This is a genomic window from Spongorhabdus nitratireducens, assembly GCA_947387575.1.
Taxonomy (GTDB): domain Bacteria; phylum Pseudomonadota; class Gammaproteobacteria; order Pseudomonadales; family Endozoicomonadaceae; genus CANDOC01.
Map to the genome: position 1 here is coordinate 123218 of CANDOC010000003.1, position 13115 is coordinate 136332.

Genomic DNA, 13115 nt, shown 5'->3' on the forward strand with positions numbered 1-13115 from the left:
TGAAAGATTAGCAAAGCTACAGGAGGCTACCGCTAATTTTCGATTAACGGGTAGTCTTCATCCAATATCAGAGTAATTGCCTTAACTGTTGTGCTACAGGTTCTGCTTCAGCCCCAAGTACGACCTGAACATGGCCTTTACCGAGGCTAACTACAGCCTGAGCACCTTGTGCCTTCAATGCAGTTTCTTCGACAAGGTTCTGATCTTTGACCACAAGTCTCAGCCGGGTAATACAAGCGTCAATCGACGTTAAATTTTCAAGCCCACCAAGAGCACTGGCTATTTTTTCAGCTTTTTCAGTAGTATCAGAATCCTTTCCAGTTTTGATGCTCTCAATAGATGCCTGTTTTGATGAACTGTTTTTGATAGGTACCGTATTCGGATGAAAGCCATCATCCCAACCAGGCCCTCTCAAATGAAATATCCGGATACTGAAATAAAATATGCAAAAATAGATAACACCAAAAAATACACCGAGTATCACCAACCTTTCCGGGCGGGTTGCCAGCCCCCAGTTCAGGACAAAGTCAAACAGTCCGGCCGAGAACCCGAAACCATGCAAGGCTTCAAGCTGGTTGGCCAGCATCAGTGAAACGCCAGTCAGAATGGCATGCACGAAATAGAGCACCGGCACCTGAAACATAAACATAAACTCCAGTGGCTCGGTCACACCGGTCAAAAATGATGTCAGGGCTACAGAGAACAGCGCTCCGCCGACCTGTTTGCGTTTATCCGGTGCTGCAGCAAGATACATCGCAAATGCAGCCGCAGGCAGGCCAAACATCATCACGGGATAGAAACCAGCCATAAACTTGCCAGCTTCCGGATCTCCGGCAAAGAACCGGTGCAGATCACCATTCACGATATCTCCGGCTGCATTAACGAAATCGCCCAATCCAAACCAGAAAATCGAGTTAATCACATGATGCAGGCCAAAAGGTATCAGCGCTCTGTTGAGGGAGCCATATATAAACTCACCCAGAAGACCCGAGTCAGCGATACTTCGCCCGAAGGCATCGATACCATTCTGCATGACCGGCCAGATGTAGCCGCAAACCCATGCCAACAGCAGGGCAAACAGCCCTGTCAGGATAGGCACCAGTCTTGACCCGCCAAAGAACGAAAGGTAATCCGGCAGGCGTACCTGACTGAAGCGGTTATAGGTGTGACCAGCCAGAACGCCGGAAATGATGCCGCCAAAGAAGGACATATTGATATCCGGATTGATCGTCTGCGATGCCTGATCCAGTACGAAGAAGCCAATGGCTCCGGCCAGGGTAGCTGCGCCAGCATTATCTCTGGACAACCCGGTTGCAACGCCCATGGCAAACAGTAGCGGCAGGTTATCAAAGATGGCCCCTCCGGCTTTCGCCATAAAGGCAATATCCAGCAGATCCGGTTGTCCCAGCCGCAGCAGCAGCGCTGCAATGGGCAAGGTTGCAACCGGCAGCATCAAGGCTCTGCCAAGCCGTTGAAGGTAACCAAGGATACTCATCAGGCCTCCGGGATCTATTTATTCTGTGGCAATAATGTCTGCCTTTATCCCCCGAAGGTCATGATTTCCAACAGCTCAGGTACAACAAGTTTCAGAACGGCGCCAGCTTCGGCTGGTCTTGATCTTTTATCATCTGGCACTAACAGATAATTGACAGTTTGGAATTATGCAAGATTACTCTACAGTTTTATGAGGAATTTCGACCAATACCAACGATTGCCCGGAGCACAGAATGCGTCTGATTCCACTACCGTCAGCCTCTGCCGTCGGGCGCTGGAGTGCCCGTTATATTGCCTGCCGGATCAGGGAGTTCGCGCCTGATGCCCAACGACCTTTTGTTCTGGGGCTTCCAACGGGCAGTACCCCGCTCGACACCTATCACCAGCTGGTCGCCATGCATCAAAATGAAGGGCTGAGTTTTCACCATGTCATCACGTTCAACATGGATGAGTACATCGGTTTACCCGTCAGCCATCCATGCAGCTTTCGATCATTTATGGAGCGGCATTTTTTTGACCATATCGATATTCAGCCGGCTAATATCAACTTTCTGAGCGGTGAAGCCAGTAATCTGGAGCAGGAATGTTTGCGCTACGAAGCCCTGATACAGAGCTCGGGAGGTATCCACTTGTTCCTTGGAGGCGTTGGGCATGACGGACATATCGCCTTTAATATGCCAATGTCTCCACTGAGTTGCAGAACCCGGGTTTCAACCCTGACGGAAAAGACCCGCCAAGCTAACGCCCGCTTTTTCAATGATGATTCTCAGGCTGTTCCTTCTCAAGCATTAACAGTGGGTATTCAAACTTTGCTTGAGGCTGATGAAGTTCTTATTCTGGCTACAGGGTCAGGCAAGGCGATGGCTGTAAGGGAGGCAATAGAAGGGGCTGTCAGCCAACTATTTCCAATTACAGCCCTGCAACAACACCCTCAGGCAATGATCGCCTGTGATGATGCCGCTGTCAGTGAGCTGAAAGTCAAAACGTTACGCTACTTTGAATCGCTGACCATAAACGACAACATACACATGACGGATTACACTCAGAAAACAAACCCGTCATAATCCCATATCGCAGGACAGACCGCTGGAGACCTACCCTTAATGCTTGGCCTCAAAAATGCCGTTATCCATACCGGTGACAAAACACTGCACGACCATTGTGTCTTGATCAGGGATCATCATATACAGCAGGTTTTACCTCTGGAAGAAGGACTGGCAAACAGCGAAGTTTCAAGTTGGTTGGATCTCAGTGGACATCATCTGGCACCAGGGCTGATTGACCTACAACTGAATGGTGGTGATGGTGTCATGTTGAACGGATCAGTCAGTCATAAAACTCTGGATACCATGCAGCAAATGTGTTTTCGCACCGGCTGCACCCGTTTTTTGCCGACTCTGATCACAACATCAGTAGATGAGATGTTGCAGGCTATTGAAACTGTTCGACAGTGGAAGTTTTTTACCGACAATCCGGAGTTTGGTCTGCATCTGGAAGGCCCTTTTATCAACCCTGATTACAAGGGTGTACACGAGCCCAAATATATCCAGACACCCACACCGGAACTTATTTCCACACTCTGTGATCATAGCGATGTTATTTCCATGATCACACTCGCGCCGGAATGCTGCCCTGCCGGAACAATAGAGCTGCTAGCTGATGCCGGCATTCATGTTTCTATTGGTCACAGTGGCTCCAACTGGGATCAGGCATGCGACGCTTTTCGCCATGGGGCTCATTGTGTCACCCATCTGTTTAACCAGATGGCCCCCTTGCATCACAGGGAACCTGGCGTTATTGGCGCAACGCTTGATACACCGGGGATTCATGCCGGCTTTATTGCCGATGGCTATCATGTCGCCTGGCCTGTGTTCCATTTATGTCGTCGACTGATGAAGCAGCGACTTTTTCTGGTCACCGACGGAATGCCTCCTTCAGGTAGCCAGACCGACACATTTGTTGTTCAGGGTCGTACAATGCGTGTCGAAGACGGGCGTTGTACAGATTCCGAAGGCCGCTTGTGCGGATCTGCCCTGACCATGATTCAGGCTGTCAGAAACTGTGTGGAACAGGGCGGTATCGAGCTGGACGAAGCGCTTCGTATGGGCAGCCTCTACCCAGCCACAGCACTAGGTACAAGCAGTGAGTTTGGTGCAATTAAAGCCGGTATGAGAGCAGATCTTGTCCTGTTTGATGACGACTTCACAATAAAGCAGACATTCCTGAACGGGCAACCAGTTTACCAGGAGGTATAAACATACTGTCAGAGAATGGTCATCTGGAATCCCGTGCCAGATATCCGGCCGGCAGCTATGCTTGATATATTATGAACACAAACCCTGCAGCCCGTTATATTATTGATTTACCCCGTCATCACGACGTGTGCGAGGCTAACTACGACAAACTGACCCACCTCCTGCCACTGGAAGCAGGAGAGCACTTTGCCCTCAATATTATCCTCAGCCAGCATACCTTTCAGGTCAGATTTACGGTCAGAGAGCGCTGTCCCTATACAACACTGGTAGATATCAGCTTTGACTCCTGCTGGGGAGGCTGGATTACCCCCCCAAAATTGCAGGTTCGAATCTATCATGATGTTCGCATGGCCGAAGTGGCTAATATCGATGGTAAGCGTCAGTTAAGCCCCCGGTATGGCTATCCCAATCCCCAAATGCACCAGCCAGATGAAAAATTCCAGCTAAACCGCTTTTTATCAGACTGCCTCGATCTTTGCCGTAAAGGTGGCGAAATGCTGGAAATATCCGATTTCAATACTGCAGAAGCCTGAAAAGCGAAAATAGCACCACTTTCGCAGCATTTAGATGCAATCAGTCATTTTTATGCAATTTTGTTCCAGAAATGGCAATTTTAGTCCCGTTTTCGTCCTACTCTCCCGGCTGACAGCCTGCCCCAGCTGCTAGATTTATTAAATGAAGCAGTAACAAAGGCAGGAAGTTATGGCGAGAGCAAGGAAGTACAGCCATATGCATAAAAAATCAGACATGATGTTCATCGAGGATGAGGAGTTAATTGGCAGAAAGCAGCGGAGCTCGGATGAAAAAGGTAAAAACTGGCAGAATCAAACGATTCAGCAAGGAATAGATGAATACTTCGAATCTGACCGCAAACAACGCTGAATAACCCGAAAGTAACAATCAGCAACGCTCAGGGAGAGAGCAAGTGCCAATTGAAAGATCACACTCAGCACCGTCCAGTGTTAACGTCCCACCTGTAAATACGCACTCGGGTGAAACGACTCAAGCCTCAGGATCCTTCAACAGCTCACTTGTCACCTCTTCCAGTGGCGCCACCAAACAGGTTCCCGAGCACAGCCGCTCAGAGCTTCCGGACACGCCTGTACACAAGCGCCGAATCAGGCTCCCCAAATTTATCCGATCCATACTGAACGGCATCAAGTCTCTTTATCACCGAATTCGCGGACACAGCCCCAGTGTTGACCATGTGGTGCATACAGCGTCTATGGCAACACTTGATCCACTTAAAGTAAGCACCAATGTTCGTAAACTGGATTCTCTTGATAGCAGTGCTCCTCTCAGTAACGCTGACATCGCACCTGATGAGAAATACTTCAAAGCTCTGGAACAGGAAAAAACCAGTACAAGAGAAGAAGACAGTGCCCCAACGCAACCGAAACGAAAACGGGATCAGGCCGCCGATTTATTGCTTAGAAACAAGGCAATAGAAAAAGCCAAAGCTATGGGCGCTTTGGTACACACTCATTACTATGGAGAGGTCTATCCCAAAACAGGGCTTCCATCAGAGCTTCTCAGCAAATATCACAACCCTACACTGATTATTGTTAAAGGCTCCGAAGCCAACCCCTTCGGACATGCCCTGATCGGCTTTGAAGATCCGGTTACCAAAGAACACCACTACAGCCAGATAAATAACCTGCGCGGATACCCGGAGCACATGAACGAAGTCGAGTGTGCCCGTTACCTCAAGGAAGAAGCCGGCGAGATTTTGTTACAGTATCGCCCTGAGCTGAAAAAGGGCAATGACACCGAAACCACATCACAACTCCATGACCATATAAATAAAACCGCTCAGGAGAAGTGGACATGGAGTGGCACAAAGCACAACTGTTACAGCTACTGCCTGGATATGCTGGATGCAGGCGGTTATGACACCAATGATCTCCGGGGAATAGGCCTGATGCGGCTACCTAAAACAGCACTGGGAGTTGCCGCTGCAGGACAGCGTCCCCCTCCCGGCGCTGTTCAGGGATGATCGATTAGCTCTCTATTTATATTAAATATAAGGCCCCATCAACCACCCAGAAAACGATTGATTACCTTTAAAACCGCCGCTGGTTTTTCAGCATGAAGCCAGTGGCCGGTTCCTTCTATCGTTACCACCTTCGCGCCAGGAAATCTCATCACAATATCATTGCGATGTTGTTTAGTGATGTAGTCGGACTGATCTCCCCGTATAAACAGCGTCTTGCCATCCCAGCACTTTTCAGCCACAGCACTGACAATATTCTGATATCCCTGATAAATCGCAAACAGGTTCATCCGCCACTTGAAACCGTTCTCTCCCCTTACCAGGTTTTTCAACAGGAACTGTCTCACTGGTAGCTCGGTTACATATTCTGTCAGAGGTTGATCTGCAGCAGCACGGCTGCTGAGTTCTTCCAGATCCAGAGAATACAGTCCCTTGAAGATTTCCTTATGGCGATCTCCATAAGCAGCCGGCGCAATATCCAATACCACCAGTGACGTAACCAGTTCCGGAGATTCAAGCGTCAGCTGCATTGCTACTTTACCGCCCATCGAGTGACCTACCACAATCGCAGATCCCAACCGGTGTTCTTCTATATATTCCCGGACATCAGCAGCCATAGCCGGATAGTTCATTTCCTCTACATGAGGTGAACGACCATGGTTTCTCAGGTCAAGCGCATGCACCTGATAGTTTTCAGCCAGCTGGCGGCTCAGTCCCCCAAGGTTTTCATGGGTTCCAAACAAACCATGCAGCATAACGAGTGGCTGACCAGTGCCCTGTACTTTTCCATACAACTTCACAGTGTTGATATACCTTTCTATTTATAACTGTTCAGCTGCGTATAATCAGGGAATCAGGCTGTCCATATCAAGCCATACATCATCAGGGCTTTTTCCTGGCAGCCGCCGCAGTCTGTGCTGCAGCAATAGCTGCGGCATCTGCTCCGGGCTGAGTTGCCAAAGTATGAGCAGCATAGAGTTTTTTCATTTGTTCCGGGGTCATGGTGACATTCATTTCTTCATTATGCAGCACACCCTTACCATCCTGGATTTGGCTTAGTCTGGCTGCAACAACACCATCAACACTGGAAAACTGAACACTGTAGTTATCGGTGTAATCCGATATGTAGTTACCGGATATTTTTTTCAGGGTCTCAATATGTTTTACCCCCTTATCAAACTCTGCCTGACTGACAATTTTGTCATCAGGATTTAACAGCTGTAAAAACTTATAGGGATGAGCAACAAAACCGGAACCCAGTGTCAGTGCCGCAATAATCGGGGTACAAACAACCGACTTCTGGAACCACTCGGAGAATTCCTTGTGCCTGTGGACAATACTGGTAGCGGACATATGATTGTCCCACTGTTTGGTCGCATATTTGAAGATGCTGTTTACCTTGTAACGTTGAATAATGTAATCAACCAGGTTGGCTATACGCTGCAATACTCCAGTTACGGCACTGACAATAGTTCCTGCTCCACCTGCTGCATCACCTGCAGCCTCAAGCCCCAGACTGGTTACACCAAGTGCCAGATCCTTGACGCCCCCGGCAATACCTGTGATTGAATGCCGGGCCAGTGCATTGGCAATAATGGAAGGCTGCCCTCCCAGCAAATGCACGCCATAGCCACTCCACATCTGCTCAACAAAATCCTTGGCTTTCAGTACTGCAGTTCTCGCGCCATCATACATATCAGCCAGGCTCTGGACATATCCCCAGCCGGGAATACAGTCTGCCAGACTGCCGGCAAATGACGACACAGCCCATACGCCAAATTCGGAAATCCACTCAATACCGTAAAGCGCCTCCCCGTAGACTTTTTTAACCTTGTTGATCAGTCCCTGAAAAAAACTGGCCATTATTTGTTTGAGCTTTTCCTTGATCGCCGCAATGCCTTCTCCCAGTTTTTCACCTACAGCACTGATAGCACCTACCACCTTCCTGCCGGCATTGGTTTTTTCCAGCAGCCACTGACAGCCATTCTTCAAATCACTGATGGCCGTAGTGCCACTGACAAAAGCGCCAATCAGATCCAGTGAAAATGACGGCACCTTTTCCATACGGGTCTTGCCCAGAAAATACATGGCACCGAGCCGGGCATCCGCCATCTCCGCTTGCTGGACTCCAATTGCGGTATTCTGGGTATTCCCGAATAACTTATCCTGAATCTTGCGTCTGGATATTTTGACAGGCATGGCACAGCTCCTGATTCCGGAGGGACTTTGAAGGCAGCAAAGAAAAACTATTCACGTAATGACAGAGGAAAGATTAGTTGAGAAAAAGCAAATCACAGGTAACTGAAGAGACAAATATCTACATTTCAATATCTCCCTTAACACGAACTACACCATAAACCGTAGAAGCCCCTAGCGCAGGCTGTAAATCCCGCCAAAGTCAAGGTGAGCTCCACGGTTACAGCATTGAATCCGGAAGGGCATTATTTTTTAACCGGTCTTTCTGCACACCTGTTTATCCACACAATACGACAGGTGGATCACGATAAAAGCAACGCAAAACCGAACTGTACCGGTTTTCGTACAGCGGGCTGATTCCAAAAAACCGCAGCTGCCCGTTACAGCACTTTCTGCTTCGTACGCCCCCCTTCAGAATAATTTTTGCTGTAATTTCCGGAGTTTTGATATGACAGCCAACTCGTTAACACCAAGCTCGTCTTTACGGGCCAGATGGAAGCAACTGGACCTCTGGGTCAAAATCCTGCTGGGCATGGTTGCCGGCCTTGCCACTGGCGCACTGATGGGTGAAGGCGCCCTGATCTTCAAGCCGCTGGGCTCCCTGTTCGTTAATGCCATCAAGATGCTGATTGTGCCATTGGTGTTCTGCTCACTCATCGTCGGCATTACCTCGATGGAAGACACCCGCCGGATGGGCCGCATCGGTCTGAAATCACTGATTATTTATCTGGCCACAACCGCCGTCGCCATCTCCATCGGCCTGTTGCTGGGTCATGTGATGGCACCGGGTGAAGGTCTGAACCTGATTGCCAGCACCGATCAGGCAGCTAAAGAAGCCCCGACGCTGGTACAAACCATTGTCGGACTGATTCCTTCAAACCCGGTAAAAGCGCTGGCAGCCGGTAATATTCTGCAGATTATTGTGTTTGCTGTTGCCCTCGGTGTGTCCCTGAACCTGATTGGGGAAAAGGGCAAGCCTGCTGTTGCTGTCTTTGAAAGCCTCAGTGAAGCCATGTACAAGCTGACCGGCATCATTATGAGCCTGGCACCGATTGGTGTATTTGGCCTGATGGCCTGGGTTGCCGGCAGCTATGGTCTTGATGTCCTGATGCCGCTGATCAAGGTTGTTGCTGCCGTTTATATTGGCTGCGCCCTGCATATTTTTGGTTTTTACTCACTGATGCTGTCCCTGTTTGGCCGCCTGAATCCGCTGAATTTTTTCCGCGGTATCCGTTCTGCCCAAAGCATTGCTTTCACTACTTCCAGCAGTGCCGGCACTCTGCCTGCCAGTCTGGACAATGCCCAGAAAAACCTGGGCGTATCCAAGGGTATTTCCAGCTTTGTACTGCCGCTGGGCGCCACGATTAATATGGACGGCACCGCCCTTTATCAGGGTGTTACTGCGCTGTTTGTCGCACAGGCCTTTGGTATTGACCTGGGAATGTCCGACTACATCACTATTATCATCACTTCGACTCTGGCTTCTGTCGGTACTGCAGGTGTTCCAGGTGCAGGTCTGATTATGCTGAGTCTGGTACTGACGACTGTCGGCCTGCCAATGGAAGGTGTTGCACTGATCGCAGGTATCGACCGGATACTGGATATGGCACGTACGGTGGTGAACGTCAGTGGTGACCTGATGGTAACTACTGTTGTGGGTCGCAGCGAAAATGAACTCGACCTGCAAACCTATAACTCTGATACCAGCACTTCAGAAAAAGCTGAGCAAATTGCCTGACCTGTTCTCTACAAAAAAGCCCGCTTATTAAAGCGGGCTTTTTTATGATCCGGCCATCTAGATTTCCGGTGTATTACCCGGCCGGGGAACGGCATCTCTGGCTGATAACACATGATGGAGATGAACATCCTGCTGGGTATGAGCCACCTTAATACCATGTTCTTCAAACAGCTGATGCACTCGGTTATTGGCTGCATTAATTCCCGGAAAACGGTCATCTACATGGTTCACAAAGATCCGCAACTCCCATACCTGGGCACTCTCACTGTATTGAATAAAATAAACCTCCGGAGGGGGCTCTTTCAGTACGTAATCAGACTCTCTGGCTGCCTGAAACAATAGACGTCTGACCAACTCTGCATCACTGCCGTGTTCAACCCCGTACCACAACAACATCCTGACAACACTGTTGCTTAAAGACCAGTTAACAAGCTGATCAGTTACCAGTGTTTTATTAGGGACAATTATCTCTTTTTTATCCCAGTCTTTAATTGTCGTCGCACGAATCCGGATCCGAGTCACTTCACCGGTCAGCTCTCCAATAGTGATTGTGTCGCCTATTCGTAAGGGGCGCTCAAACAGAATAATCAGACCAGATATGAAGTTGGCAAAAATTTCCTGCAGACCGATACCAATACCGACACCAATCGCAGCCACCAGCCATTGCAGCTTGTCCCAGCTAACCCCCAACACCGATAAAGCAAAGACGATACCCAGCCCCACCGTGCTGTAACTGGTGACTTTACCAATGGCATAGGCCGCACCCGGTTGCAGTTCCAGTCGCGATAAGAGCAGCATTTCCAGTAATCCCGGTAAATTGCGCGACAGGCTCAATGAGGAAACCAAAATAACAATCGCCAGCAGTACATTCAGCAATACAATCGAAACCGGGCTTCCTTCACTGGAGACCTCAACCACAGAAACACTTTGCAGGTACTGCAACAATGGCAGCTGGTCATGCCATACCAGATAGAGAGCCAGTACCAGAGCCACCAGCAACAGGCCATTGGCAAGACTCCTGGCCTGATGATTCACGGTCACAACATCAGCCAGAGAGCCTGTATCTGCTTCGATACTCTCGCCTTCTTTTTGTCTGTTCTGGGCCCGGGATTGCATCAATCGTCGGGTAGCCAGTCTCAGCCCCCGGCTGACCAGGCCATGTAACAGCACCAGAACAGAAGCGGCGATAAGACTGGTCACCAGCTGTGACTGTAACTGCAGGGCAGTGAAATAATACCCCTGCAGGGTCAGCGCTATCTGGATTACCGGCAGCAGCAACAGGCTGCCACCCAATATCCAGTGTGCCATACGGGACGATAGCAGGTGGCCACCGACGTTCAGCAGTTTATAGATCAGCAGGCATTCAAGTACCGATGTTATCAGCAGTACCAGTTCACCAAGGGCATCCTGCCCCAGATTAATATGGTATTTGGAGCTGAACCCCAACAATAAGCTGCCGACCAGCATTACTGTCATCAACTTGCGCAGATGAACTCTGCTTTGACGACACCGGTCCGAAGACCAGCGAAAGTGATTGATACCCACACCAGCGGGACGCATCAACCGTATCGCTAATGCAAACACAAGCCATACCAGAGCGGTTATTAATAGTGTCTGGCCCAGAGCTCGTGCACCTGACTGCCCTTGTGACAGATTGAGCATCAAGCCCGTTCCAGTCAGAACCAGCGGCATGGGTAATACCAGTAGCAAATCAGCAACCAGGGCTTTGAATGTTGTCAGTAAACTATCCCGCCCGACTTTTCCGGCCCGCTCATTTAACTCAGACTGCATCGCCTGCAGTCGTGGTCGACGTGAAACAAGCAATCCGGTCGCACCCAACAGCAATAACAGCAGCCACAGCTGTTGTTGCAGACGTTGTACAACTGTTACCAGCCAGCTGCTCCAGGGCATGGCATCAAACTGTTGCAGTAATCTTTGTGGCAACCGCCATAGCCACTGCAAATCAATACGGGGGTTACTGGCAACAAGAAACAGTCGTTCATGAAGCTTTCCGGATAAACGGGTACTACGTTCTGCCAGTGACTTCTGATTGGCAACCAGACTAACTGCCACTGTTACCAGGTTATCCAGCTCACTGTTTAACTTATCCAGCAGTGTCATTCGGTTCTGGATAAGTTTTTCCAGTGCGGCTTTGCCTTTACGCCCCAGCTTCTCATCCGAGTTCAGCAAGCGCTGCTTTGTCCAGTATTCTGTTCGTTCAAGCTCATGTCGCTGCTGGCTGAACAAATATTGTTGCAACTTCAGATCTGCTACTTGTTTATTCAGGGATGCATCAACAACCAGCTCAGGAATGGCCTGTTTTTGTTCGCGTAACAGGCGCGCAACCAGCTGGCTGTTTCCCAGCGTCATCAGCTGGTGTTCTACTTCGTGATCAACGGCCTGAAGCCGGTGCATCTGCTGTTTGACATCACGGTTACGCCGGGTGAGCTCTGCCAGTTGGTCAGTAAGATTCAGCAACTGCTTGCTCAGCTCCACATTAATTTCTGCTTCTTCCTGCAACAGGCGGCTTTGTTGCAAAACATCCGTAGTATCTGTAGCAGATGCTGCAATAGCTTCCCTGTCGGCCCGGCGTTTCTCTCCCAGCAATTCCTGGATAACGGCCAGTTCAGCGTCATAACGAGCCAGCTGTTTTTCTGACAGCTGTTGTTCAAGTGTCAGCTTTTCCAGCAAAAGACCATGCCCCTGTAACTCCAGATTGAGGCGATTGGTACGCGCCTGCAGCAGGCTTATCTCTGCAAGAATGACATTGCGCTGCTGCTCTTTAGCGACGTCACTGGTAGTTTCCGGGCCAAGTTGTGCAAGCTGTGCTGCAAGTTTCTTTTCCCGTTCATGGCCTGCAGCAACATCGGCTCTAATAGTTTCCGGACGCCCACGTTCTATCAATATACGATCACTGACACTGTCCAGCCGTCCCTGCCACTCCTGCTGGGATTGCTGGAACTCGCCCTGCAGCTTTTCCAATTGCTGCAAGTCACGGCTGCGATGCTTGTTCTGTAATACCTTATCTTCAGCAATACTGAGCTGCTGCAGCTCACGTCGCAGTTTTTCGACCTGCTGCGGCCAGTCCTGCTGCTCCTGCTGCAGCTTCGTCAGCCAGTCCTGCTCGTCCTCGGCCTCCTGCAGGAAAGCCAGAGCCTTTCGGTACTGATCGGTGTTCTGTTTTGCTGCCGGGTCAGCTTCTTTTTCCTGCTGGCTAAGCATCTGCGTCAACGCCTCAATGGTAGGAGGGCGCTGTGCGTAGCCAACAGAGGAAAAAAACAATAGCAACCCTGCTGCCAGCGCTGGCAGAGTCGGTAATAACCGGGTCTTCGGTTGATTCATATTCAGACCACAGATAGAGAATTCTGCAGACTGTTATCGGCAGGCAGGCCTTGATAAAGAGAGGAAGCCTGGTGGCTTTTGCCATTTGGAGGTGTAA

Annotated in this window: 10 protein-coding genes; 6 read left to right on the plus strand and 4 right to left on the minus strand. The window is 49.7% G+C overall.

Annotated elements, in window-relative coordinates; all coding sequences use genetic code 11:
- Positions 1–67: 67 nt before the first annotated feature.
- The gene (gene nagE / locus ACYZZ0_RS07120; protein WP_461535906.1) at positions 68–1495 is read right to left on the minus strand and encodes an N-acetylglucosamine-specific PTS transporter subunit IIBC; all 1428 of its coding nucleotides are present in this window, start codon (positions 1493–1495) and stop codon (positions 68–70) included.
- A 232-nt stretch (positions 1496–1727) separates the two neighbouring features.
- On the opposite strand from nagE, the gene nagB reads away from it, so the two are divergent.
- The 5 genes from nagB (at position 1728) to ACYZZ0_RS07145 (ending at position 5745) form a co-directional block, all read left to right on the plus strand.
- Positions 1728–2558, plus strand: a complete 831-nt coding sequence (gene nagB, locus ACYZZ0_RS07125; RefSeq protein WP_461535907.1) for a glucosamine-6-phosphate deaminase — start codon at positions 1728–1730, stop codon at positions 2556–2558.
- Positions 2559–2597: 39 nt separating this feature from the next.
- Positions 2598–3749 (plus strand): N-acetylglucosamine-6-phosphate deacetylase, encoded by a 1152-nt coding sequence (gene nagA / locus ACYZZ0_RS07130; RefSeq protein ID WP_461535908.1) that lies wholly within the window; start codon positions 2598–2600, stop codon positions 3747–3749.
- 71 nt (positions 3750–3820) lie between these two features.
- Positions 3821–4282: a DUF1249 domain-containing protein gene (locus tag ACYZZ0_RS07135; protein ID WP_461535909.1), complete on the plus strand. Its 462-nt coding sequence runs from the start codon at positions 3821–3823 to the stop codon at positions 4280–4282.
- Between the two features lie 196 nt (positions 4283–4478).
- Entirely contained in the window at positions 4479–4631 is a 153-nt protein-coding gene (locus tag ACYZZ0_RS07140; protein ID WP_461535910.1) for a hypothetical protein, read from the plus strand.
- Between the two features lie 43 nt (positions 4632–4674).
- Positions 4675–5745 carry a hypothetical protein gene (locus ACYZZ0_RS07145; protein WP_461535911.1) on the plus strand — a complete coding sequence of 357 codons (1071 nt, stop codon included), beginning with the start codon at positions 4675–4677 and terminating at the stop codon, positions 5743–5745.
- A 38-nt stretch (positions 5746–5783) separates the two neighbouring features.
- Here ACYZZ0_RS07145 and ACYZZ0_RS07150 read toward each other — a convergent pair whose 3' ends face one another.
- A complete protein-coding gene (locus ACYZZ0_RS07150) occupies positions 5784–6542 on the minus strand; it encodes an alpha/beta fold hydrolase (RefSeq protein ID WP_461535912.1) in 759 nt (252 codons plus the stop codon).
- A gap of 82 nt (positions 6543–6624) precedes the next feature.
- Entirely contained in the window at positions 6625–7941 is a 1317-nt protein-coding gene (locus ACYZZ0_RS07155; RefSeq protein ID WP_461535913.1) for a hypothetical protein, read from the minus strand.
- 445 nt (positions 7942–8386) lie between these two features.
- Here ACYZZ0_RS07155 and ACYZZ0_RS07160 point away from each other — a divergent pair, with 445 nt between their 5' ends.
- Positions 8387–9676, plus strand: coding sequence for a dicarboxylate/amino acid:cation symporter (locus ACYZZ0_RS07160; protein WP_461535914.1), 1290 nt, complete (start codon positions 8387–8389; stop codon positions 9674–9676).
- 57 nt (positions 9677–9733) lie between these two features.
- Here the strand turns inward: ACYZZ0_RS07160 and ACYZZ0_RS07165 are convergent, their stop codons facing one another.
- Positions 9734–13018, minus strand: coding sequence for a mechanosensitive ion channel domain-containing protein (locus tag ACYZZ0_RS07165; RefSeq protein WP_461535915.1), 3285 nt, complete (start codon positions 13016–13018; stop codon positions 9734–9736).
- Between the last annotated feature and the right edge of the window lie 97 nt (positions 13019–13115).

Bases quoted from the DNA above. Each gene is read 5' to 3' on its own strand.
- ACYZZ0_RS07135 (WP_461535909.1), top strand. From the start codon at position 3,821: ATGAACACAAACCCTGCAGCCCGTTATATTATTGATTTACCCCGTCAT.
- ACYZZ0_RS07160 (WP_461535914.1), top strand. From the start codon at position 8,387: ATGACAGCCAACTCGTTAACACCAAGCTCGTCTTTACGGGCCAGATGG.
- nagB (WP_461535907.1), top strand. From the start codon at position 1,728: ATGCGTCTGATTCCACTACCGTCAGCCTCTGCCGTCGGGCGCTGGAGT.
- ACYZZ0_RS07155 (WP_461535913.1), bottom strand. From the start codon at position 7,941: ATGCCTGTCAAAATATCCAGACGCAAGATTCAGGATAAGTTATTCGGG.
- nagA (WP_461535908.1), top strand. From the start codon at position 2,598: ATGCTTGGCCTCAAAAATGCCGTTATCCATACCGGTGACAAAACACTG.
- ACYZZ0_RS07165 (WP_461535915.1), bottom strand. From the start codon at position 13,018: ATGAATCAACCGAAGACCCGGTTATTACCGACTCTGCCAGCGCTGGCA.
- nagE (WP_461535906.1), bottom strand. From the start codon at position 1,495: ATGAGTATCCTTGGTTACCTTCAACGGCTTGGCAGAGCCTTGATGCTG.
- ACYZZ0_RS07140 (WP_461535910.1), top strand. From the start codon at position 4,479: ATGCATAAAAAATCAGACATGATGTTCATCGAGGATGAGGAGTTAATT.